The following is a 22701-nucleotide window of genomic DNA, read 5'->3' as shown; positions in this document are numbered from 1 at the left end:
ATTAAAAAACAATAGAACTTAATAAGTACTGTAAAAGTATATTCTCCGCGTGAGTTAACGGCGAAACAATTAGCCTTTGATTTATCAAGAAAAGAAGTTTACAGGGTGATTTCTTCCATTCAGGCTTACACTTTCTAACATTTACTCTAGCTTTAAAGCATATTACAAAAACACTTACATCAGATAACTAAAGAAAGAATGACAGAATTTTATAGACATAAAACTGACACCTCTTTCCCATCACTGTCTTTAAAAACAAGAAACCAGAAAGGAATACTTGAGTAAACCTTTCTGGAATGCTGTTCCTACCTGTTAGGACGTTATCGGATTTTTTGCAATACTATGGCTGCTGATGAAATCTCCATCGAAGGTATTGATATTCACTATCCCCATCAAATGAATTAGGTTCAAACATTTTCCACTCCGAATACTCGTTCCACTGAGAAATAATAACCGGATACATCTCTGGATCATGAGGTGTAATGTTTAACCAACGTTCCTGAAGATACATAGGAACCGTAGATAAATCATTTCTATTCTTCCCGTTACGGTGAGTGTAATGCCATAAATAACGTCCTGGGCAGCTATTCTTTTCCCCCTCTTGAATTGGATCATGTGTCGCTGCTGAGCGATATATATTCGCAGTATTGGAATCACAAACATTTGTTAAGTTATCAATCCACAAAACCCCTGTTTCTGATTTCATATAATTGATAATGGCATCTCGGTATCCTTCGTTTCCTTCATCATGTAAATGAGTCCTACCGGGTAATCCTTCAATAAGAACAATAAGCCTGCCATCTTCCGTTCTCAGACTTACTGCATCAGCAGAGGCTTTGATGGAGTCAACAATAGCTTTCAAGTCAGGCAGTATAGTATCAATTTCTTTTGGAGTCTCATCGATTAAGTCAAACCGATTAAGTGAAATAAAAGGAGCGACTTGTATCCCTTTTTTCCATGCGGCCCATTTCACCTCAGAAAAAAGTGACAACGGTCTTCTGAATTGCCCGGAAGGTTTCCAGTAGGCACCATACCCAAAGTTGGCTTCATTGTCTGGAACCAGAAAAACGGCAATTGCTGTACTTCCATTCCGATTTCCCCAAACATCAACATCCAACCCTTTGATCAAGTCCATCTGCTTGAGGTAGGTTTCCTTATCTCTAAACACATAGCCTTTTTGATCAGGGTCTGCTGAATTTGGAACACGATCACCTTGAAGCCAGCTGGAAGGTTGTCCAAGATCAGAACTCAGTGGATTTTTAAGCGCATTATTGAGAACATATGGCGCGGGCTGTGGATCCCAGGTATTCCAGTTAGGTGGCCAGGCTCCAGCTTCCCAAAGCACATCCTCACCTGTGTTGGGATCTTCATGATAGGTACCATCCAGATCGTACCACCAGGTTGATGCCATCGGCTGGAAAATCATAATGTTTTTTACTTTCTGATTGTAAGCCGGATTGGGCACTCCTTCACCTGTGTACTGAAGGGTATTTTTCACATCAAGAGCCATCGCGTTTGATGAGAAAATAAGTGACAAGGTCAAAACTAATTTTTTCATAAATTCCTTCTCTAAGTTCTGGTAATACTCTATTGATATTCAATCAAGCCACCATGTTTAACGGCAGCTAGAGGGTAGCTAATATAAATCTATTTTTCTATCTTTCTTTCTATATAAAACATGAATTATTCTTTCAGAAAGAATCTTAGGCGTATAAAAAACCATAGTTTAAGATTGCTAAAAACAACTGCCTATTACAACCAACTTTGTAAAACTATAGATTTTTCAGTTTTAACCTCCGGAACCAGCTTGAACCTCACTAATTAAAGCAAACTTATCTTCGCAAGCCTCATGACCTATCACATCAACTCTTATTGGTTGTTTAGAAACAGCTGCTGAAAGCAGTATCGAAAAAGCTCTGTTTCCCACCCCTTTCAGCTTATAGATCCTTGTATTTCTGGTATTTTCACAACCTTCCCACACAGCAGAGCTTGATAACTTAACAAATGACACTTCGTCCGTAGCACTATAAGCCCTAACCCATTCAACGGTTTGATCTTGCGTCCATAAAGCATGAGCATGAGCCGTACCCAAAAAAAGGGAAATCGACGCTAATAGCATAAATAACTTTTTCATTGTTCGTCCTATTTAAATTCAGTGAATTTTAAAAAACACATCCCTAATTAGCTATCGCCAATATAGCCATTTGATGCTTGATAACTGACATTCCAACCCTTCAGGAAATTAAGAAATAAGTACCATCTTGTTTATAGCCGAAGTTTTCATGAGAAATCACTTCGTAAAGAGATCCGCATAAGCTTGAGAGAAGTTCATTAAGTTACCACAGGATATCGCTGCCAAAGAAGGCACGAAGTAGCTTAACAAGTTTTTAAATTTACACATATTTCTATAATCCATTATCTATATAGATGATTAGCAATTTGATGACTGCTTATGGGCTTAGCTTGATCCAACGCAACCTTGCTCGACTCGGCCGGTTTCACAGCAGAAGTGGCACAATCCTGCTGGAGCTGAAAACAAAGAAGAGAAAAACGGGACAAAAAGATGATCAGACGGCAACACTCCGTACAACCCAAAATCCATGGTTATCAATTCCATCACTCAACAGCATGTTAGCCAAACACAGATAGCTGCATAGGATATTTGCCTGCTTCCCATCTGTCAAATGACAGGTAAGTTAATAGGCCTAAATCTGGACAAAACCTGTTATAGAATGCTGTTATTTAGATCCATAACAAAAAGAGAACAACGAATCTGGTTCTAGTTTGCCGATTGACCTCCCCTTAGAACAGCTGCAAAACCATCCCATCAAAAATATTTGTCAAAATAGCCCTGCCAAAGTTGCAGGTCAAAAAATGTGTTCTACACTGGAAGCACCGGTATTGACCGGCAAATAATGATGAACCAAAAAAGGAGTCAAGGGTAATGCTGACCCAGCGGTATTTCACGGAAGATGATCAAGATCTTGATGTGGTATACGTCCCATCAAACAACTAATTACACAAGTGATATTAGAGAATTCCCTCTACTCACAAGGAAAGGATCATGAAAGAGAAACAACAACCTGAAGATTGGCAAAAGCTATTTCAACCACTACTGGATATCACCGATATCAATACTAAAGCCGTTCAGAAATTTGCTGAGCTGCAATCTAACTATCTAAATTACCTCTTCGAAGCAAACATCAGACAGTTTAAGGCCTTGACCGAAATTAAAGATGTTAAAAGCGCAGTGGAGCAGCAGTTAGAATTTGTCAAAGAGGTTGATACCAAGTGGTGTGACATGGCCGAGCAGGAAATTGCTACCGCCCGTGATGCGCAGCAATCAATTAACGATATGCTGGAAAAAAGCTATGCCAATGGTTCAGATTTTTTAGAGCAATTTAGCCCTCCTCCGGCTGCTCATTAAGTTTAGATGATAGCCGCGTCCCCAGAGATAGGGACGCGGCGCTCTTGAAGTACTATTCCGGGATTGGAACTATTCTGAGACCCTTGCAGAACTGTTCTGAGACTCCTGGAGAACTTAGTCATTCAACCCGATCAGACAGCTTCCACCTCTTCCTCTCGATCATGCTCTACTACCGAGTTGGATTCCTTCGCTAACCGATAAGGGTTATCCGACTCCAGCAACTCCTTACCCTTCGGCATCGGAAACTCCACATCCAGATCAACGACACTGCCATCACGACAAACGTTAATAATGGTATCCATTACCGATGCCATCAGCGAATATTTGTCATCTGGAGCGGCGATTAATGTCTGCAATCCCAGGTCTCTCATAAATCCAAGTGATGTCTGGGTATTTTCAGCATCCAGTTTATTAAACGCCTCATCAAACATACTCAAGCTGAATCCACCGACAGGACGACCATCAGGGGCTCTCTTCAAACGGTAGGTAGCACCGAGACCTGCTGCAATGGCTACATAAAATGGTACCTGATGCTCACCACCGGAACCGGTCTTGATTCGCTGAGACAGGTTGGTCTTTATGTTGCCATCCAGGTCCTTGATCACCAGTTCAAAATTGTAGAAATTACGGTAGTCCTGAAGAATACTGGCCTCTCCTTCATCCTTAAGCACTTCGTGAATACGCTCCAAAGCCTCTCGGTGGGGGGAACTAGTATCCAACGCAGAATCAAATAATCCCCCGGCATTCGCCTGATCAGCTTTAGAGAAGGTCTCTACCAGAGATAGCACATCCTTTAGCTCCGGATTCGGAGTCATGGTAAAACTGTACATTTCCTGATGGAAAGGTCGGTGCTTGAGATGATTATTAAGCTCGCGAATAAGCTCCTTAATCTTGTCAATCTGATCATTGAGATGAGCAACAAAATCAGAGCGGAAAGCGGTTTCCGCTTCAATGCGGGCTCGCTCTGCTTTTTTGGTGTAATGGGCTAACTCCGTGTCTTTAAGAGCCTGTACGGTAGTGCCAACAAAACCTTCCAATTCGGCATGACTCGATTCCGGTGAGATATTATCCAGCTGTTGATGACTCATACCCGAGCCATGGTACTTAGCCTTATACTGAGCGACGGCATCCCGAACAGAGTTTTTCTTTTTTTCAACCAGTGTCAGCTCATTCTGACTCTTACGGGCTGCATCGAAAATGATCCTCTCAAGCTCAGCACCACAGGATTCTTCCAGATAATCTCGTTTTTCCTGAGCAGCCTGAGCATCAAAATCAGGTTTATCCTCGCACTTTGTCCGTTGAGCAGAGTGCTCTTCCAGCTCCTGCTCCAGCACTTCCAGTGTCGCTTCCCGCTTGATTAAACTGGTGCTGATTTTCTTCAACTGTTCTACCAGCTTCTGATGCTCTGACTGGATATTACTTTGCTCTTCCACCAGTTCACTCAGACGTTTCTGAACACCCGTATCATCCTGATTACGAATATCCTGAATAGCCTGTTTGTACCCTTCCAGTTCCGCAGTCATCATTTCTCTGCTGTTGTGCAGACTATAGGTACTTTCGGTAACTCCTGTTAATCCTGCCGTCAGTTTAATCAGGGAATCCTTAAGACCGTCAATCGCCTTATGCTCTCGCTCTTGCTCAGAAAACCTTGCTTGCAAATGCTCGAAGTCCTGATCCTGCTGCAACAACTGCTTTTCCCGGTGACGACTCCCCATCATCGGTGCCTGTTCATGAATAGAGGTCGTTGCGCCTTCGGTCTGTAACATACAGTCATAAGTCAACGCCCGTTCATGCTTCAGAAGCTCCACCTCAGTCTCCACAGCCATAACGCCACCCAGCGCACGGTTAATATAGGCTTGAGCGTCACTATTATCACAGTCCACATATTGGGACAGGGAACCCGGTTTGGCCCGATCCAGCCAGTGATCGCTTTTAGTGGTGTTAACAATCCGGCAGCCTTTCAAGTGTCGGGCACGACGACGGTAAAGCGTTATGGCATCCTTAACCTGACTGGGATCAACGATCAGTGCCTCTCGTCGCGCACCAAGGAAACTCTCAATAGCAGTACGCCAGCGATCATCATTAACCTCGGTAAGCTCACAAAGAGGCACAGATTCAATACCATACTCTTCAAGCAAAGACATCAGCTCACGGGTGTTACGTTTCAGAGGCGCTCGCCCCTGTTTTAACTGTTCAATTGCTCCCTGATGCCCTTCCAAACGCTGACGCATGGTACTGAGGTCGATAACTGAGCTTTCAAAGTGACGGGCGACATCCAACCGCACTCCATCAATTTGTTTCTTCAGTTGCTCCATGCAGTTATCCACCTTCATGGGATCTTCTGGCCAGGCAGCTCCCAACAGGTTCTCCCCCTGACGCCAAAGCTCAACCCCTTCCTTTACTACATCCATAAAACTGTTTGGCAGCAGGGTTTCATGCTTGGCAAACGCAACGGTGGATCGAAGCAGGTTATAGATGCCGGACAACTTATCCTTCACCACACTCATTTCATGTTGCTTGGCATCAATTTTCAGCTCAAGCTCTTTGATCCGGTTAGCATGATCAGAATTATTCATCTGAGCTCGAGTGTCGGCCAACTGTTGTATCAGACGATTAAGATCCTGCTCCAACTTATCGGACTCAGTTTGTAGTGCTTTTTCCTTTTCCTTATCCTGTTCCAGCTTTTCTTCAAGACTTTCCTTTTTAAGATCAGCCTCTTCGAAGCGGGTTTCATGAACAACCCATTCATATTCACCAGCATTTTTGGCATTGCGACGAACCCCAAGACAGAGCTCCTGCACCTTTTCCAGCTCATCAATACGATTGGCGACTTCCTGAGTTTTTTGCTCCATCGCCCGGTATTCTTCCAGCGATTTACGAAAGTCCCCAACTTGAACCAGTTTATGGTCCAGAACATATTCACGGACAAAGCGTGTCGGGCTATCGATAGGAGTAAACTTGATCGCATTACGGAAACTTTTGAGAAACTTGTCTTCGTCAATAGGTACGGATTTTTCGTGACTCAGTTGCGCCATCACCTCTCGAATAAACCGGCTGGCTCGTTTTTCCAGTACCATCTGCGGACATTTCTTGCGTAGCGACTCCCGCACTTCCAACCAGGGGCGAGGGATTCGTCCGCCTTTTTCCTGAACAGTAAAATCATCAAGAGTTACCGAAGTGTCTGGCAAAATAAAACGGCCTTCCACATCTTCTTCCGGCGAAGCCAGCGAAGCGCTGATGGCCAGGCCAATGGTGTCGCATTCACCGGTTTCCTGATCTTTAAACTCCATCGCCAGATAGGTCAGTGAATCCTCTCTCGACTTGGCGCGACCCGCCGTATGATCATCCAGGAACCCCAGGCAATAGGTCCTCAAGCTACGTTCACTTTTCTGTCCGGCACTGGCGTTAAAACTGAGAAAACGCTTATTGCCGCCTACTAACACAGTCTGTATTGCATCCAGCAAAGATGATTTACCGGAACCGTTGGGACCAACGATCGCGACGTTACCGCGAATAGGGATCTCTACCGCCCCCAGGACGTACCAATTAACCAGTACGATTTTATTCAGCAGCTTCATCAGCAACCTCCGTTAACTTACTGGCCTGATTTTTTGATTTATCAGACTGATCTTCCAACTCAACATCGTTATCCGCAGTATCCTGCGTAATTTCTGCCGATGATGTCTCCCCTGAGAAGCCAGGCCCGCTGGTCGTTCCAGAAACGGTCTTATGCTGATCATTAACATCAACTGATTCACTGTCTTGTACTTCCAGCTCAGCTTCCGTCACAGCATCATTTTCTGCGGCATCCGAATCATCACTGAGCTCTTCCAACTGCCGTACCCAATCTTCAACAACCACCTGACGAATTGACGGGTTGATCATTAATGGGATGTTCTTGGGATCTGTTTCCGGCGCCTTACCCCGCTCAACGATACCGTGACGGCTAAACAGCGATAAAATCTCCTTAAATCGCGTTTCATTAGGAATCTCTTTGGCCGTAAGGTTTTCATAAAGTTGCAGCAAATTATCTGACTGTATGAAAGCTTTCCCGCCGTCGATATCAAAATTTTCGAGTCGCTCTTCATACTGCTGACGCAAACATAAAAGGAATAGCGACTCATCCAGGCGTAAGCGCAGATATCGCTCTTCTCCTTTTGGAATAATTCCCACAAAAGACTCATCAGGCTGATGAGTCAGAGACCAACCAATTGCAGCAAAGAGATTAGTAAAATACTCCACATGGGTAGAGATCAGAAAATAGTGCGGCCGATGAGAGGGCTTGTCTGCATAAAGAAACTGATTCACCAGCAACTTGTTAGCCGCTATTGTGAAGTCTTCTTCGTCTACCTGTTCAAAACGGCTGAGGATTTTTTTGAGATCACCGAGCATGCTGACGTCCCTTGACTTCAGAGTTATTCATTTGATTGCCTTGAGCCGAAGTAAATTCAGGATTTCGACGGAGTACAAAACTCCGACATTCCACCATGTCACAAATATTGACATAACGGTTTTCAAACTGAAGTTGATATTTGCCATGAATGTCCTTGGCTTTGTTTCCCAAAGAACCAATATGACGGACATAACTAAAACAGATGTAATCTTCTACCGTACCGATCTGAAATTGATCAGCACTGATTTCATTAGCCCCATTAAGGTGCCTTTCTATATAGGCATCTAACTTGAGGCTATTGATTTGACGACGCTCTTTATATTCTTTAAAGCGTTGGCGCATCAGCAACACTTCCGGGTCAATCACTTTTTGTTGAATGACTCTCAATGTGGGTGGTGTACGCCGGCGTGGTGCACTACGAACACTTCTGGATGACAAAAATGCAAAGCTTTCCAACGTATCCGCCATCGGCAGTTTAGCTTCTTCTATTTGCGACAGCTTGGAGATCAGACGGGACAAACGAGCGCTCATTCCCGGAGTGGTTTTATCCATGTAACGAACAGTATCTGCCACACGTTTTTCCAATCTGAAGCGGAAATCATCAATAGCTCCCAGTCGCTGATCCACCGATTCAAAGATTCTGATAATCCGAGAGATATGCTGGTGAACCTTCGCTTCAGCTTCGGCGTTACTCAGTTCCAGAACTTCTTGATAATGTTGAATTAACAGAGATAACTTGTGCTCGTCAAACTGCAACTCTTTCAACTGCCCCAGTAACTGCCTTCGAAAACGAAACGGATTATTATGAGTTTTCAGGGTTTTATAATCAGAAACCAATATAGCTTCAACGAACTGTTCAAAAAAACCTCTGACAATCTCTTGAGGATTGTTGCTGGCCGCAAAGGTTTGTCGCAATTCCCGCAACCCAAGTAGCATATCAGTTAAATGGGCACTGAATTCCGCTGCTGCTCGAGCAGCTTCCTGCAAAGTCAGGCCGCGCTCTTGAGGATCCTTTACGGCGGCCTCTACAGAGCTAAGAACATTCAGAACAGCGCCACCGTAACTTTTCTTTTGAAAAGTGGCGACCTGCACCAGGGTCCGTAATAGATAACTGATAGACGGGGCCATTAACACGTAGGTGCGGTACAGCTGCTGTTCTTCGTCCAACCAACCTGTTTTTACTAACCGGCGATAGATTCGGTTGGCATACTCTGCCGTTGATCGGGGTGCCTCTTGCTCAAGCTCCCCTTCATCGTCTTCGACTTCTAATGCCCAGGTACGAATACCATGTTTAATCACCGCTTCTTCAATCGTAGAGCGCACCAGATCTTTGGGAACAAAAGGGTCAATCAGGTCTTCATCGAAGAACAGATCTGCCAGCTCCACCAATACCGCTTGATAGATAAACCGGTTCTGACCTGATAATGGCAGAAACAGATCATCAGGAAGCTTATTGAAAAGCATGAAATTTCCTATCGAGAGTTGCAGAAGAGAGTCGAGCTATGCAGTGTTAAGAATCTAAACGCAAGAAGCCTGTTGGTTTTTTAACACTAACCTACTGCTAAAAACCATCAGGCTCCAAGAACTTCTTTTCAGTGGCTACGACCCATCCATAAAGGAAACGATTCTAACTCATTAGGGGTCGTAAATAACAGTACAGAGACGGCTTCTGAATATCTGAATCAGCTATCCTCAGATGAAAATTGAAATGCCTTATCCCGGGAGCACCGCAGCTGCAACAAGAACGCCAGCAGTTACGGGAACAACAGTGCTGGAAACAAAAGCTTTACAAAACTAGGCCACAGGCGGAACGAAACGAAAATCGCTCAGTTTACACCCTAATTTCATATCCGTCGCCAAAGTCACTAATCGGCGGCAAAGCATCGCTTGCTCTTGGTTATCCTTTAATTTTGACGCCAATTTATCACTTAATCTACCAAGGTGCTGGTAGATACCGTTTAGTGAATCGCACTCCGATAGAAGTCGCAGAGCAGTTTTCGGACCGACCCCTTCTACGCCTTTTATATTGTTGGTACTGTCACCCGTCAAAGCCCAGTAATCAAGAATTCTGTCAGGGTACACCCCAAAACGCGCATGTACTGACTCTGAATCAATCTGCCTGCGACCAAATGCATCCCATAAACACAGCCGCTGATCGGCATCAGGCTGAATCAGAAGCTGGGCAAAACCTTTATCTGTAGAAACTAATGTTACTCGCCCCCCGATACTTAGCATTTTTACTGCCAGTGTTGCGGCAAGGTCATCAGCCTCTACTGTAGCCAAGGCTAAACTTGCCAGACCGATATGTGAAAACTGCTCCCTAAATCCTGGCATCGCATCGCGTAGTTCCTGAGGCATAGGTTTACGACCCGCTTTATATTGAGGATATTCCAAATGACGCCAGCTTAACTCTGGGCCGTCAAAACAACAGACAGCATGACTTGGTTGAAACTGTTTAAAGAGCCTGTTCAACGAATGCACAGAGGAGTCAACAGCCGCTGATACAGCCTCATGGCCTTCGCCAGGAACAGCGGCATGGATACGACGAATTAAATTCAGACCGTCGATAAGCAACAAATGCATGACTGCTAAGACTCCAATGACAGTAACAAAAGAGCCAATATAAGAGGATCCAAAGATGATTGACAGCCCTCTTGCTCCCTACAACCTGAATACTGCTTGTTCAACAACTCTGATTGATAGCACCTTGAGTTGGCAACATCATCAATCGGCCGGACTATTGGTCTTAGTCGGGACGCTTGTTATATACAGGTCAGAAAGCCAGATGTTCCAAAAACCTATTCACAGGTATTTAGGCTAAGGAACCTAAGCACTTAACAATCTTGAAAAAAATCGACACAAACACAACTCCTTCTGACCAATGGCTATTGCAACCTGATGTTTTCAAAAGCAAATAGAAATTTGAGCCAGTTTAACGAATATGTGCCAAAGTCCTTGACCAAACCCCAAAAGGGCTTTAATATTCGCGCCCACAGTTAATCGTGATTCCTCGATAGCTCAGTTGGTAGAGCAGTAGACTGTTAATCTATTGGTCACAGGTTCGAGTCCTGTTCGAGGAGCCATCTCTATAGCACTTAGAGCGCGATCTGTATCGGGGTATAGCGCAGTCTGGTAGCGCGCCTGCTTTGGGAGCAGGATGTCGGGAGTTCGAATCTCTCTACCCCGACCATATATTTAAAGAAAGGTCGAAGGATCAGAAGCTAAGTCCTTTGTTTGGTTATTCCTCGATAGCTCAGTTGGTAGAGCAGTAGACTGTTAATCTATTGGTCACAGGTTCGAGTCCTGTTCGAGGAGCCACCTTCTTAATTTCCAGCAAAAATTAAGTACCAACCGCTCCGTTAGGAAGCCCTCTCCTCTCTCTCAGCAGAACCTTATATTTAAAGTAAAATATCACAAACCGATAAATTGATTTTATCTAGCTATCCCAAACCATAAAAACAGAAAAAAAACAAAATCTACAAGAAAAATATTCACACTCATAATTACCCTCCACTACCCCTTTCTAATAAAAAATTTATAATTTAAAAATCTTATAAAAAAATTCCGCAACAATTTGGTAACCTTTACATTCATACTGATTTATCTTCAGCATCTAAATATTGATCAAATAGTAGACAGTTTCTTTGTTTTATAATATGACTATAAATACATATTCTTGACAAACTCCGCCAATCTGTACCAGGAAACCTGCGAACAAGCCCCTTGGGCCTCAGAAGACAAGCCCTGAAACGGCTGCCTGTAGGGATCAACCAACTTTGATATTATCCATGACGGCCACATTCGAGCATTCAGGCCAGCACAGACGAACGCTTTCAGCAATAGAACCGGAGATTACTTGATTACGGAAGGATCTTGGTGCAAGTCCTGTCCATTTTTTAAAAGCTCGATCAAAGGCACTTCGCTCAGAGTAGCCAAGCTGAAATGCAATCTGTGTTATATTCAGGTCCTGTTGTTGAAGCATCAGAATTGCCCTTTCCATCCTGACCTGCTTGAGGATCATTGAAAAACTCGTTCCTTCCAATCCAAGTAGTCGTTGAAGTGAACGTTTGCTCATACACATCTTTTTGGCAATGTCTTCAACGTCAGTGCGCCCTTCTTTTGATCCCTGAAGTATCAAATTTTTTACACTCCGGGTCAGCTCTTTCAGCGTTGACATCTGTTTCCGCTCTAACTCTGCCTGGAGCTTGAGGAGATTCAGCAGCACGGGGTCTGGATGGATGATAGGTAAATCCGCATCCTCAGCAGACAACACTATCTTATTGTGTTTCTGATCAAACAAAACGCAGTCACCAAATAATTGGCGATAACACTCTTCATAACCGGGCTCTGAATAGGAGCAATGTACTTTTAAAGGAAAAAAATCTTTTCCGGTCAGTTTACGCCCGACTGTAATACAATAAGAAGTAATACACTCGATCCATTCTTTAGATATCGGATGAAAATCACCAACACTAATTTCAGCATGCATATTTCCAGAAACATTTTTGGCAATAAACTTAAAATCTCCCATTCCTCCAAGAAGTTCCCAATAATTTTCCAGGTTTTTATACGCTTCCCCCAAAGAGGCACTGGTCATCATAATATAACCTACGATATTCAATATACCTGACGGCATTAATCGACCGATTTCCAGACCTATTTCAGGCAACAAGCTTTTACTTACTACCTGGCTTTGAATTTTTAGATGAATAGATAGCGGTATACGCTCTCCCGGCTTGACCAACTGCTCTTTAGACAACGCCAGGTCTTGAAGAATATCATCGATATCAACACCATGCTGAGAACCAACTCGTAGCATATGTAAAGATATCGTTGCCATAACGGCAGGTTCATGAGATGGTAAAGAATTGTTGCTTTTCCCATCCTTGCTATTAGATTTATCAATATAGCTGGCAGGTATATCCTTCTTACTATTCATACTCATTGTTAGTCATCGCTCTAAATTCTGTAAAACAAATAATATGAAACTTTTATTTATCCTAATAAAATTCAACATCAGCTATATTCTCACAAAAAATATGGCCATGACTCTTAGTAGAATTTTCTTTAAAACAACATTGTTAATAAGGCGTAATAAGTTCCAACTTCTCAGAAAAATTTCTAAATACATTAATTGATAAAAGTCGATATAGTCAGCACCAGGAAGCCTCAGATCTATCTCAAAAATCTGAATTTTTAGACTTATTCAAAGACCCCCTGGAGCACTTCTAAGGCTTATAGTGATACTACAAATCAACGAATTAGGCGCTCTGTTAACGCCCACCTTCAATACAATCTTCTGAAGGAACAAATATATGAACGGGCTCAGCCACCGAATGCATTTCGGATGACAATATCTTCTAAGGATGCAGCAATATCAGACGGTTTGGAGAATACTGCAGCATGGCTTGATTCCAATTGATAAACATGATCCACAGAGAGGTTTTCACACATCTGACGTTGAAGCCTCAGCGGTATGGCTCGGTCTTCCGTACACTCGATGTAAAAACGCTTTATCTGGCCAAAATTTCTATCTGTCAGAACCAAAGATTCGGCCAAGGGCTGAGTGGGCTCCGCAACCAGCATCGGTTTTACTGCAAGAAAGTTTTCTTCAGGGACGTCATGAGCGACCGCAGGATGCATGAACTCCTCTGCAATAGTTACTGATGAACCATCATCAGAAAATCGCAGATTATCGAGTACTAACGAATCATCAACCCCCTCTATTGCATCCATAAAGGATAGGCCACTCGGCAGCATAAATGCACAGAGATAGACCAGAGCCTGTACTTTTTCAGGTCGGGCTTCAGCTACTTGACTGGCAACGATTCCACCAAAGCTGTGACCAACAAGAATGACAGGCCGTTCAGTCTTATCAATTATGGATGTTATGCACTGGACGTAGTCCGATAGCCTAAGCACTTCCGCTCTTGTTTTATCGACACCGTGGCCAGGCAAGTCAGGTGTTAAACTGTCGTATCCTTTGGCCCTGAGGGCCTCAGTGACATATTGCCATGACCATCCACCCATCCAGGCAGAATGAATACATAAAAAAACAGGCTTATCGTTGCTCATTGAACTCACAGTTGTCATTACTATTGCCTCTCACTACAGTTTTTAGGGTAAAAATATCCACAGCCTAGATAGGCAGCCATCCTCAGCAGCAAAATTGTTCCCAGCTGCCTTTTATCTTTTTTTCTTTTGGCTACTCGGTTGGTATATAAACAAGTTTATTGAGATACAATGGAGCTATAAACAGCCAGAATATGAAATGATTGTTCATGATAAATAAACAAAAAAAACTACCACAACGAATGCTGGTGTTCTCTGAAGTTTCAAGACGAGGCAGCTTTACAGAGGCAGCCGATGTACTAGGGCTCACTAAATCAGGTGTTAGTCAGTACGTTAGTCAGCTGGAAGCTGAACTGGGAGTACAACTGCTTACTCGAACAACTCGGCGATTGGTACTCACCCAGGCAGGTCTGATGTTTGTTGAGCGCTGTCGCCAATTGGAAAATCTTTTGGATTTGACGGTCGATGAGATAGAAGAACGAGAAGGCCGACCTAAGGGCCCCCTTTCCATCACCGCCCCTCATGCTCTTGCTCCATCAATTATCATTCCGGCCATAGGCAACCTGGTCGATGAATTCCCGGGGCTGGAACCTCGCATTTTGATAGATGACCGCCCCAGTAACATCGTGGATCAAGGCATCGACCTCGCAATCCGGGTTGGCGACCTGGAAGACAGTACCCTAAGGGCTCGTTTATTGGGCGAACAGCATAATATATTGGTAGCCTCACCCAGCTATCTGGCTAACAATCCCTCACCGAAAAACCTGTCGGAATTATCTGAACACCCTTTTATAGCAACCAGTTGGCAACAAGGTCGGCAACAAAGGCTACTGGATGACAAAAAAGTCTACGACATCGCCTTAAAACCAAAATTCCGAGTCAATACCGCAGTCACAGCAGCTCAACTGGCAACGGCTGGCAAAGGGTTTGCACTTCTTCCCAACCTCTACTTAGTCGAACTACTGGCAGCAGGCCAACTCGTCCGAATACTACCGCAGATCAGAACCCCGGCAAGGTTGATCAACAGTGTCCATTCTTACCGAGGAGACGTACCGCTGAAGGTCCGACGCTGCATCGACCTGATTAAAAGCCGTCTTGAGCAATTTTCAGAGTATAAGACTGAGTAACAGCCATGATCATGCCCCAATGCAAAAGATCGATGGACAAACAAGCAGGTTAAGTAACACTGATTATTTTCTACCCTTAAATCCTTATCGAATAGAACCTCACTAAAAAGTGAGGTTCATTATCAATATCTGGAATCTTGATAATTACAAATCACTACCAAGCTGAACTATCCTGGCATGGGATGGAACCCCATTTTGATTAAGGCCAAATAACATATAGTAGCCTGGAGGCGCAATATGTATGCTGGATGGTGTAGTTAGTTTGTAGCCGTTATTAGCCGTCACTTCATAATCCAGTTCGATACGACGCTGATCCGTATTTGAGCTATGAGTTATCGACGATAAGCGCACCAAAACCATTGAGTTCAACTCCTGATTAGAAAACAGGTTAAAATCCTGCTGATATCCAATCCTGTTCTCTATCAGCGTCAAATTTATTTCAGGCCTTTCTCCCTTAAACAAATAAGGCGGGCTAAAAATTTGCGCATCAGGATAGTTAAATTCACAATTGCCGCAGGCACCGCCTCCTCCAGCCCAAACACGACCATCTGGAAGCAAAACAGCAGTGGAATGATAGTTCCGAGGAATGGACATATCAGCCATTTCAGTCCATCGGTCTGTTTGTGGGTCATACATTTCTGGAGTAAGAACCGCATTCACCGTATTAAACAGATGATTATCCCGTGATCCTCCTATTGTCAGCACTTTTCCATCAGGCAACACCACTGAATTAGGGTAATATCTTTTGTGATGCATACTGGCCTTAGTCTCTGAAACGCCTGTCGCCAGATCTATCTCATAGACCGAATCAAGGGCAGGAATTTTAACCTTTTGATCCTCCTTCTTTTGATCTTCTTCGCCAAACTCAGCGCTACCACCAATCATTAAAAGCTTATCAGAACTGTACTGAGCACTAGCCGCACCCTGAATAAATCTTGGACCCCCATCACGCCCATTACCAGTCAGGGTCGAACTACCCTCTCCTTCTACCGTATGACGAATAAAGTCCTTGTAAGGCGCATACTCCAAAATACTGCCATCATGAGTAAGAGTCAGTTTCCGATAATACTCCCCCCGAGCTTTACCATAGGTGCCATTTTTGTCTTTGTGATAGCCGACATCCCTGGTCTGAGACAGATACCGAAAGCTACGGGTTTCCGGATCCCAGATTTCTCCCTTCTTTTCCATATTCGAATGTATTGGCTGACCGTCCCCAGCACCACCAATAGTAAAGATGGAGCCATCACCCAGCATTATCGCACTGTTATACCAGCGTGGTACATTGAGGTCTTTTTCTCTTTTCCAGGCTCCAACAGCCTCATCCCGAAAATTGTAACTGGCTACATACTCCCTTCTGCCAATACCAACAGAGCCTTGTACGATCTGTGCACCACCGCCAATAATGATCACAGATCCGTCTTTATCCATAACGGTAGCCGGACAAAACATCTCATATAGATTTGAATCCATCACCGTTTCTTCCGTATGTGCTTCATTCTCCGGATCAAACAGACCGGTATAGGTAATCGGCTTGCCATGAAAACCATTTCGATTTGAGCCGGACCAATAAAGCACTTTTCCTGTAGGCAATACCGCTGCTGAAATCGGAATCAGGCCCAGGTCTATTTTCTCGCCCCATTGCCCCAGCACAGCAGGACCGGCAAGCTTAAAGTCCAGCTTTTCATTATCGCCAGTGGTACATCCATATTGTGTTAACGTTGCATCTGGGAGTAATCTGTTACCCGCAATGTTGTTACAAAACCCGGAATCCCGCTCCACCATTTTGAAGCCGTCACGTAGCGGTGATATCAACCAATTTGCGGCTAGTTGACAGTCCCCCAACCTCACGGGCTCCCCATGTAATCCTGAAGCTGTTAAACAATACTCCTGCTCGTTGACATTCGTCCGAAAAATATAGCTCTCATCAGGATTTTTTGTAACCCTCCAGAATAGTGATTCTGCAGAGCAGGCTTTCTGAATCAGTTTTTTTGTTTCTGTTGCCTGAAAACACAGCTCACTATCCTTACCAATTAAATTAAAAGAAGCTGCAGGTATATCAGCTAAGGCTGCCTGGCCATATAAAGCCATGCTTACAATAAGAAAGCGATTTTTCATATATAATTACTTCCATTCAAGCCACAAAAATAACTTAGGAGTTATATATTTGCAGCTAATATTTTCCAAATAAAGACAAATTATTAAATACACACAAACAACATGCGTATTAAAAACTCTATCTATCACCTAAAGAAAATCATAGTCGCTAGTAAATCATTAATATATTACCCATCACGCATGAAAGCGACATTTCGCGTCAAAACTTCTATTAGAGGATGTAATAACGAAGATTATAAAATAATCATCTATAATAAAAATTGTTGATTCCAAGTAAGTATTTAGTGACTCTTCTTCAGCCTTAGTTCCATGCCTTGGCCAGATTATTTGTTCCCGTCACATTTCTCAGATAAATAATGAAAGCTGAATAATCAACACCTAATACTAAAATTTTATTTTGAAGAATATATTATTGCCCTTAGCTCGGACATTTCTTTGCCGAGCCAGGACAACAGGTACTTGCTTCTATAGGTTCGATTCGATCTTAATCATACCTTTTACTGGTGTCAGAATTAGTGCATCTAATTCAGTTCCATCTTCTCTTCTTAAAATATTTAAGGTGTGCTCACCTTCTGTTAAACCCAAGAAACGAGTGACAAAGATTGAAGCCCATATATCACTGTGCCCATTATTATTCTGAATCTGCCAGGGACCGCCATCAAGTCTATAGAAAAAAGAATCATTATTCGCATTTCCATCAAATGACTGATTGCTCTTTGTTCTCATCTGAATTGAGAAATCAACTGATGAAGGCTCCAATAAGGAGAACTTATAGTCAAGTTTACCGCCAAGTTCATTCGTATCATCATTCTTTCTTCTTTGACCGCTATCAGGCCAAACTATATATTTACCTCCTGAAGCATCTTCATCCGATATTACTTCAAATGGTGTAAATGAATGTTGCAGCTCAGCAGCTTCCGTTTCGATCATAATTGATGATTTAAATTCAGTATCGGGAAGATCCGTTTCTCCAGCCTTAATCAGACCATCATCAGGTACTAAGCGGATCGAATCGAGCTCGGTGCCATCCTCTCTTAACAGAATAGAAAGCGTGTGAGATCCCGCAGGCAAACTGGAAAGCACCGTGACAAAGGTTGTCCCCCAGTCATCCAGATGCGCTTCATTGTTCTGAATCAGCCAGGGTTCTCCGTCGACTCTGAAAAAGAACGAATCATTATTTTCCGGACGTTGTATTGAATGCTCGCTTCTTGACCTCATTTGAATTGAAAATTTCAGGTTTGAAGACTGTGATAGCGTAAATTTATATTTAACATTCCCTCTATTAGTTTCCAAATCTTCGTTCTTTCTTGGTACCGGACTAATATCAGGCCAAACGATATACTGCCCACCTGAAGCGCTTTCTTCATTCCGTACTTCAAACGGGGAAAATGTATTCTGTGTAGAAGCAGATTCTGCTTCAATGACCAGTTCAGAAGCAAACTCTGGTTCGGTCGGTGGATTGCAAAGAAAATCGTTCAACACTCTCTTACGAGCAGGCAAGAAAAAGTTTCGCAACGCAGGAGAAAGTCTTCCAGACTCGCCAATATGAGTAAAACCCAGTGATCTTGGCCATACTACATTAGATGCTACTTGTTTAGAAACCGCTCCTTGATGACACCCTTGACATGTTTGGGATTCCATTCGATTAAGAAGTATCTCAGTAAACGGGGCTGAATTACTTTGACTCTCTATAAGTGCACGAAAGTCAGCATCAGTCTGATTTGGCGGGCTGTCAACAAATTGCCCGGATGCTGTTGATTGAAACTCAACAAAACGATTATCAATGTTTGCACCAATGGCATTAACTATATCAGTATCATCGGTAAGCCCGTTCACTTCTGGCTGCGAGAGATTCACGACTTGATTATTTATAAAATCCTGACGAAATTCATTGCTCAACCTATCAAACCGAGTTTGCTCCTGGGCATCAATACCGGAAAACTGACCACCAAAGAACTCTGTCAACGGTGAATTATCCACCGGGTCCGCAACTAAAACGGTTCTTCCCGACACCCTGTCTGTCCGGAAGTCTCTCAGTTGCCAATCGTGAAAGTTAATAAATGTATTGATTCGAATTTGCCCAAACGGTGCTTTGTAATGATCAAAATCAATAATGGCTGGCAAACGAACTCCACCCTGTGATATTCCATCATAAAACAAGGCTTCCAGCCGACTGACACGCTCTTGCTGGGTAAGAGCAGAATCTTCCAACGAAGCCCAAAACTGAGCAATTGGCAGGCAACCTAAAAGTCCTTTTTCCGGAGAGGGGTTTGGATAGCCTGCTTCAAAAATCATAAAAAATGGACCACCTGGGAGGTTCTGCGATAGTTGCGGCTTTGCGTATACAACCCGATACTCACCACATGATGCTCCATCACTGGAAGCAAGATCGAATCGATTAAAGATTCCCACGGGCGTCATGGCAGAGACCATACTGTCGGGATCTATACCAAACTCCCCATCTCTGCGCTCAACCGGTACTGTTAACTCCGAAAGGGGGTTGGTTTGTTGTGACAAACCAAAAGTAGTAAGCATTGTAGACACAAGTTTTTCCGGTGTATCACCACCAGAACCAGCGTCGTTTGAGTCTATGATTGCCTGGAGCGTTTTTCTTAAAGAAAAATCGTTGCTCAGTAAAGCTGATTCGTTAAAAACAAGTGATGGCCCGTCCGAGGAACCAGTATTATCTATCGTTTCCCCTTGGCATTGCTCTGATAGCAACGCTCCATCGAAGGCAATATTCTTCGTAGACAAATGTCTGGACATAAGATCCGAAGAGTGTTTTCTTCCTCCCGCGTTAGCTACACATGAAGCTAATAAAATGATTGATGTAAGCGATACTACGCAATATTTATTCAAGCGAACTCCCTCTGACTATTTGGTAAAAAACTTTTACAAAAACATGGTATTTATTAAAAACACTCAAGACTATAAGAACAATTTTTTTAATAAAACACCCTGTTAAATAATTTATGTATTTAAACACAAGTATATTTTTATAAATAACGAGTTAACAACTAGCGTAAGTATTATAATCATGTAAAAGTATATAAATTTCCCTGAAATAATAGACATAGTTTTGACTAAATAATATGACATAAAACACCAAAAAATGGCTTTAGATGCCAACTTATGGATCGTTCTAATAACATAATATTGTTTATAAAAGGCAGGATATAATGATTAAATCTTAATAATTACAAAGAATTCATCCCGGTTTTTATAGAAGGGTAACGGAAAATTATAAACTATTATTTTTTTCGTATCACTTTTCCCAGTGAGATTTCCATTTAGTTGGTAAACTATTTGGAAATCTCAACGGATCATCATTCTAAAGAAGGGTAAAGACCAAGCTAACGTAGCATCTCAAAATCACCCTCACTGAGTTTTGCTTTACCATCAGCATCAAGATTCCAGATCGACTTATAAATAATTCCCTGTCCTTTATTCATTTCCCATAAACCATAGGAAGTGGCTCGCTTATCATCAAGAACAAATACTCTGCTTTCAGTTAAGCGAAAATCAGAGGCACCATCTGCCAGCATTTTTTCCCAAAAACGGGATATTTCCTCACGGCCGCTATAAGTACCGAATGGTCGTGCATTTAAGACTGCATTCTCAGTGTAAGTATTGGTGACGGCAATAATGTTCTTGGTGTTAAATGCTTTTATCCAGTTATTATTAGCTGTAAGAGTTGCTTTTCTGACTTCTTCCCGATTTGCAACATCATCAAGGATTTCAGCCACCCGCTCAGGCATCGTGAAGACAGGCATATGGCTTGATTCAAGCTTATAGCTCCACTCTACCGGTGATTGTTCAATCATGAACTGCTGTTGCTCTACAGGGAGAGCATTATCATTCTCACACTGCACGAAATAGCGAGGTATGCTGCCATAATTGCCAGCGGTTAACTGCAACTTTGCACTAAGAGGAGCCGTTGGCTCTGCTACAAGATTCGGCTTTACCTGATTAAACAGCTCTACAGGTACTTCATGAGCAACGGCACTGTGAAGCGCTTCATCCGCAATCGATACAGATGTTTTATCTTCTGAAAACACTAGATTATTGAGTACTTCCGAGTTCTTGACGCCTGCCGTTGCATCCATGAACGAGTAACCATCAGGAAGCATAAAAGCACACAAATAAACGATCGCTTTTACCTTTTCAGGCCGAGCTTCTGCGACTTGGCTAGCAACGACACCACCAAAGCTATGACCCACAAGAATGCTTGCTGATTGACGAGCATCGAGTACGCTAACCATAGAAGAAACATAGCTATCCAGGTCAATTGCGCCAGCTGGGGTATTATCAGCACCATGCCCAGGCAGATCCGGAGAACTGTAGGTATGCCCCTTTTTCGACAATGCTGAATTAACCTGTTGCCACTGCCAGCCACCGGTCCAGGCCGAATGAATCATCACAAAGTCACTCTGTTTATCCATCCCATAAGAATGTGCGGAAAGTGAAGCAGCCGTAATCAGGGTAAGAAGAGACGTCTTGATCTTGTTTTGCATGTTAGTTCTCTTGATTTGGATATTTGTGAGGTTTTAATTTAAAAAAAACCTCCCGCTGGATAAATGAGGATAATCTGAATACTGAATCCCGTAATTTTGAACAATCATTAGCGAACCTGTGAACAAGTCCATTCTGCTTTCTGGCTCAACCCCCATCCGATGAGTAAAAGTCAGCCGGCCTTCTCCAATAAATTGAATTTTTTCATGTTTTTAGACCCTAACGTTGATCTATGGCACTATCCATTATTGTGCTGAGGGTTCCATGGAATTACGATGAAGGATCTGTTTCAAAGGTACTTTTGAATAATGGAAAAACTACTTGCGACCGCTGTTTAGCCATCCATCCATCCAACCTTTTCTGGTCAGCGCGGGGAAAGTGGCACTGTGCCTGCTGATTTTGAGCACGGCCTTATTCAGCTACAGACTTGTAGCGGACAATCGCGATAGTGTTCGACTTTCGGCGGCATATATTGATGAGTTAGGGAAAAAATACGGCGAGGATGCCAGAAAACGTTTGATAGCCTGGCAGAATCTGCTGGACAGACTCGCCAATGAGCCTGAAGATGTCAAACTGTATGAAGTCAACAAGTTTTTCAATCAAGCTCGATTTGTTAATGATATTGATCATTGGGGGAAGAATGACTACTGGGCGACCCCTGTCGAACTACTGATTACCAACGGGGCCGATTGTGAAGATTACTCAATCGCAAAATACTACACCTTGAAAGAGCTTGGCGTTCCAATCAAAAAAATGAGTATTGCGTATGTTAAATCCTTGAGCCTGAATCAGGCCCATATGGTGTTAACTTATTACAAAACGCCAAATTCAGTTCCTGTTGTGCTGGACAACCTGATTGGCGAAATAGAACCGGCTCCCAACAGACGCGATTTAAAGTACGTATATAGCTTTAATGGCGATAATATCTGGGTTTCCAGAAAAGGGCCCCGTACAAAACTGGTGGGGACATCAGACCGACTAAAACTGTGGGTCAAACTGCAATCTCGAATTAAAGACCAGCAAGTCAATGCCAAATAGACATCCAAGGAGTCATC

The 22701-nt window shown here is 43.1% G+C and carries 14 protein-coding genes and 3 tRNA genes; 6 read left to right on the top strand and 11 right to left on the bottom strand.

What is annotated here, in order from left to right; translation table 11 throughout:
• Positions 1 to 340: 340 nt before the first annotated feature.
• Complete coding sequence (locus BGP75_RS24085) at positions 341 to 1558, bottom strand: hypothetical protein (protein ID WP_076721461.1); 1218 nt, start codon at positions 1556 to 1558, stop codon at positions 341 to 343.
• 231 nt (positions 1559 to 1789) lie between these two features.
• Positions 1790 to 2134 carry a hypothetical protein gene (locus BGP75_RS24080; protein WP_076721460.1) on the bottom strand — a complete coding sequence of 115 codons (345 nt, stop codon included), beginning with the start codon at positions 2132 to 2134 and terminating at the stop codon, positions 1790 to 1792.
• A gap of 930 nt (positions 2135 to 3064) precedes the next feature.
• Between BGP75_RS24080 and BGP75_RS24075 the strand changes: the two genes are divergently transcribed.
• A complete protein-coding gene (locus BGP75_RS24075) occupies positions 3065 to 3427 on the top strand; it encodes a phasin family protein (RefSeq protein WP_076721459.1) in 363 nt (120 codons plus the stop codon).
• A 131-nt stretch (positions 3428 to 3558) separates the two neighbouring features.
• Here BGP75_RS24075 and BGP75_RS24070 read toward each other — a convergent pair whose 3' ends face one another.
• The 4 genes from BGP75_RS24070 to xni form a co-directional block, all read right to left on the bottom strand.
• Positions 3559 to 7005, bottom strand: a complete 3447-nt coding sequence (locus BGP75_RS24070) for an SbcC/MukB-like Walker B domain-containing protein (RefSeq protein WP_076721458.1) — start codon at positions 7003 to 7005, stop codon at positions 3559 to 3561.
• Positions 6989 to 7819, bottom strand: coding sequence for a DUF4194 domain-containing protein (locus BGP75_RS24065; protein WP_076721457.1), 831 nt, complete (start codon positions 7817 to 7819; stop codon positions 6989 to 6991). The genes BGP75_RS24070 and BGP75_RS24065 overlap by 17 nt, the downstream gene beginning before the upstream one ends.
• Positions 7809 to 9284: a Wadjet anti-phage system protein JetA family protein gene (locus BGP75_RS24060; protein ID WP_076721456.1), complete on the bottom strand. Its 1476-nt coding sequence runs from the start codon at positions 9282 to 9284 to the stop codon at positions 7809 to 7811. The genes BGP75_RS24065 and BGP75_RS24060 overlap by 11 nt, the downstream gene beginning before the upstream one ends.
• A gap of 330 nt (positions 9285 to 9614) precedes the next feature.
• Positions 9615 to 10403 (bottom strand): flap endonuclease Xni, encoded by a 789-nt coding sequence (gene xni / locus BGP75_RS24055; protein ID WP_076721455.1) that lies wholly within the window; start codon positions 10401 to 10403, stop codon positions 9615 to 9617.
• 424 nt (positions 10404 to 10827) lie between these two features.
• Between xni and BGP75_RS24050 the strand changes: the two genes are divergently transcribed.
• The 3 genes from BGP75_RS24050 to BGP75_RS24040 all read left to right on the top strand — a co-directional run bounded on the left by BGP75_RS24050 (position 10828) and on the right by BGP75_RS24040 (position 11138).
• Positions 10828 to 10903, top strand: a tRNA-Asn gene (locus BGP75_RS24050).
• A gap of 30 nt (positions 10904 to 10933) precedes the next feature.
• A tRNA-Pro gene (locus BGP75_RS24045) sits at positions 10934 to 11010 on the top strand.
• Positions 11011 to 11062: 52 nt separating this feature from the next.
• A tRNA-Asn gene (locus BGP75_RS24040) sits at positions 11063 to 11138 on the top strand.
• Between the two features lie 448 nt (positions 11139 to 11586).
• Here BGP75_RS24040 and BGP75_RS24035 read toward each other — a convergent pair.
• Entirely contained in the window at positions 11587 to 12765 is a 1179-nt protein-coding gene (locus BGP75_RS24035; protein ID WP_076721454.1) for an AraC family transcriptional regulator, read from the bottom strand.
• A gap of 380 nt (positions 12766 to 13145) precedes the next feature.
• Positions 13146 to 13913 carry an alpha/beta fold hydrolase gene (locus tag BGP75_RS24030; RefSeq protein ID WP_083705024.1) on the bottom strand — a complete coding sequence of 256 codons (768 nt, stop codon included), beginning with the start codon at positions 13911 to 13913 and terminating at the stop codon, positions 13146 to 13148.
• 188 nt (positions 13914 to 14101) lie between these two features.
• On the opposite strand from BGP75_RS24030, the gene BGP75_RS24025 reads away from it, so the two are divergent.
• Complete coding sequence (locus BGP75_RS24025) at positions 14102 to 15019, top strand: LysR family transcriptional regulator (protein WP_083705023.1); 918 nt, start codon at positions 14102 to 14104, stop codon at positions 15017 to 15019.
• Between the two features lie 144 nt (positions 15020 to 15163).
• On the opposite strand, the gene BGP75_RS24020 is transcribed toward BGP75_RS24025, so the two are convergent.
• From BGP75_RS24020 to BGP75_RS24010, 3 genes are all read right to left on the bottom strand, one after another.
• Positions 15164 to 17134, bottom strand: a complete 1971-nt coding sequence (locus BGP75_RS24020; protein ID WP_076721453.1) for a galactose oxidase-like domain-containing protein — start codon at positions 17132 to 17134, stop codon at positions 15164 to 15166.
• Between the two features lie 465 nt (positions 17135 to 17599).
• Positions 17600 to 19993, bottom strand: a complete 2394-nt coding sequence (locus tag BGP75_RS24015; RefSeq protein ID WP_143821171.1) for a hypothetical protein — start codon at positions 19991 to 19993, stop codon at positions 17600 to 17602.
• 494 nt (positions 19994 to 20487) lie between these two features.
• Entirely contained in the window at positions 20488 to 21648 is a 1161-nt protein-coding gene (locus BGP75_RS24010) for an alpha/beta fold hydrolase (protein ID WP_076721451.1), read from the bottom strand.
• A 319-nt stretch (positions 21649 to 21967) separates the two neighbouring features.
• Here BGP75_RS24010 and BGP75_RS24005 point away from each other — a divergent pair, with 319 nt between their 5' ends.
• Positions 21968 to 22684: a transglutaminase-like cysteine peptidase gene (locus BGP75_RS24005; RefSeq protein WP_233153018.1), complete on the top strand. Its 717-nt coding sequence runs from the start codon at positions 21968 to 21970 to the stop codon at positions 22682 to 22684.
• Positions 22685 to 22701 lie beyond the last annotated feature (17 nt).

The sequence above is a fragment of the Motiliproteus sp. MSK22-1 genome (assembly GCF_001968815.1).
GTDB lineage: Bacteria > Pseudomonadota > Gammaproteobacteria > Pseudomonadales > Balneatricaceae > Motiliproteus.
The sequence above is the reverse complement of the archived record's forward strand: the minus strand, read 5'-3'. Positions and strand labels throughout refer to the sequence as shown.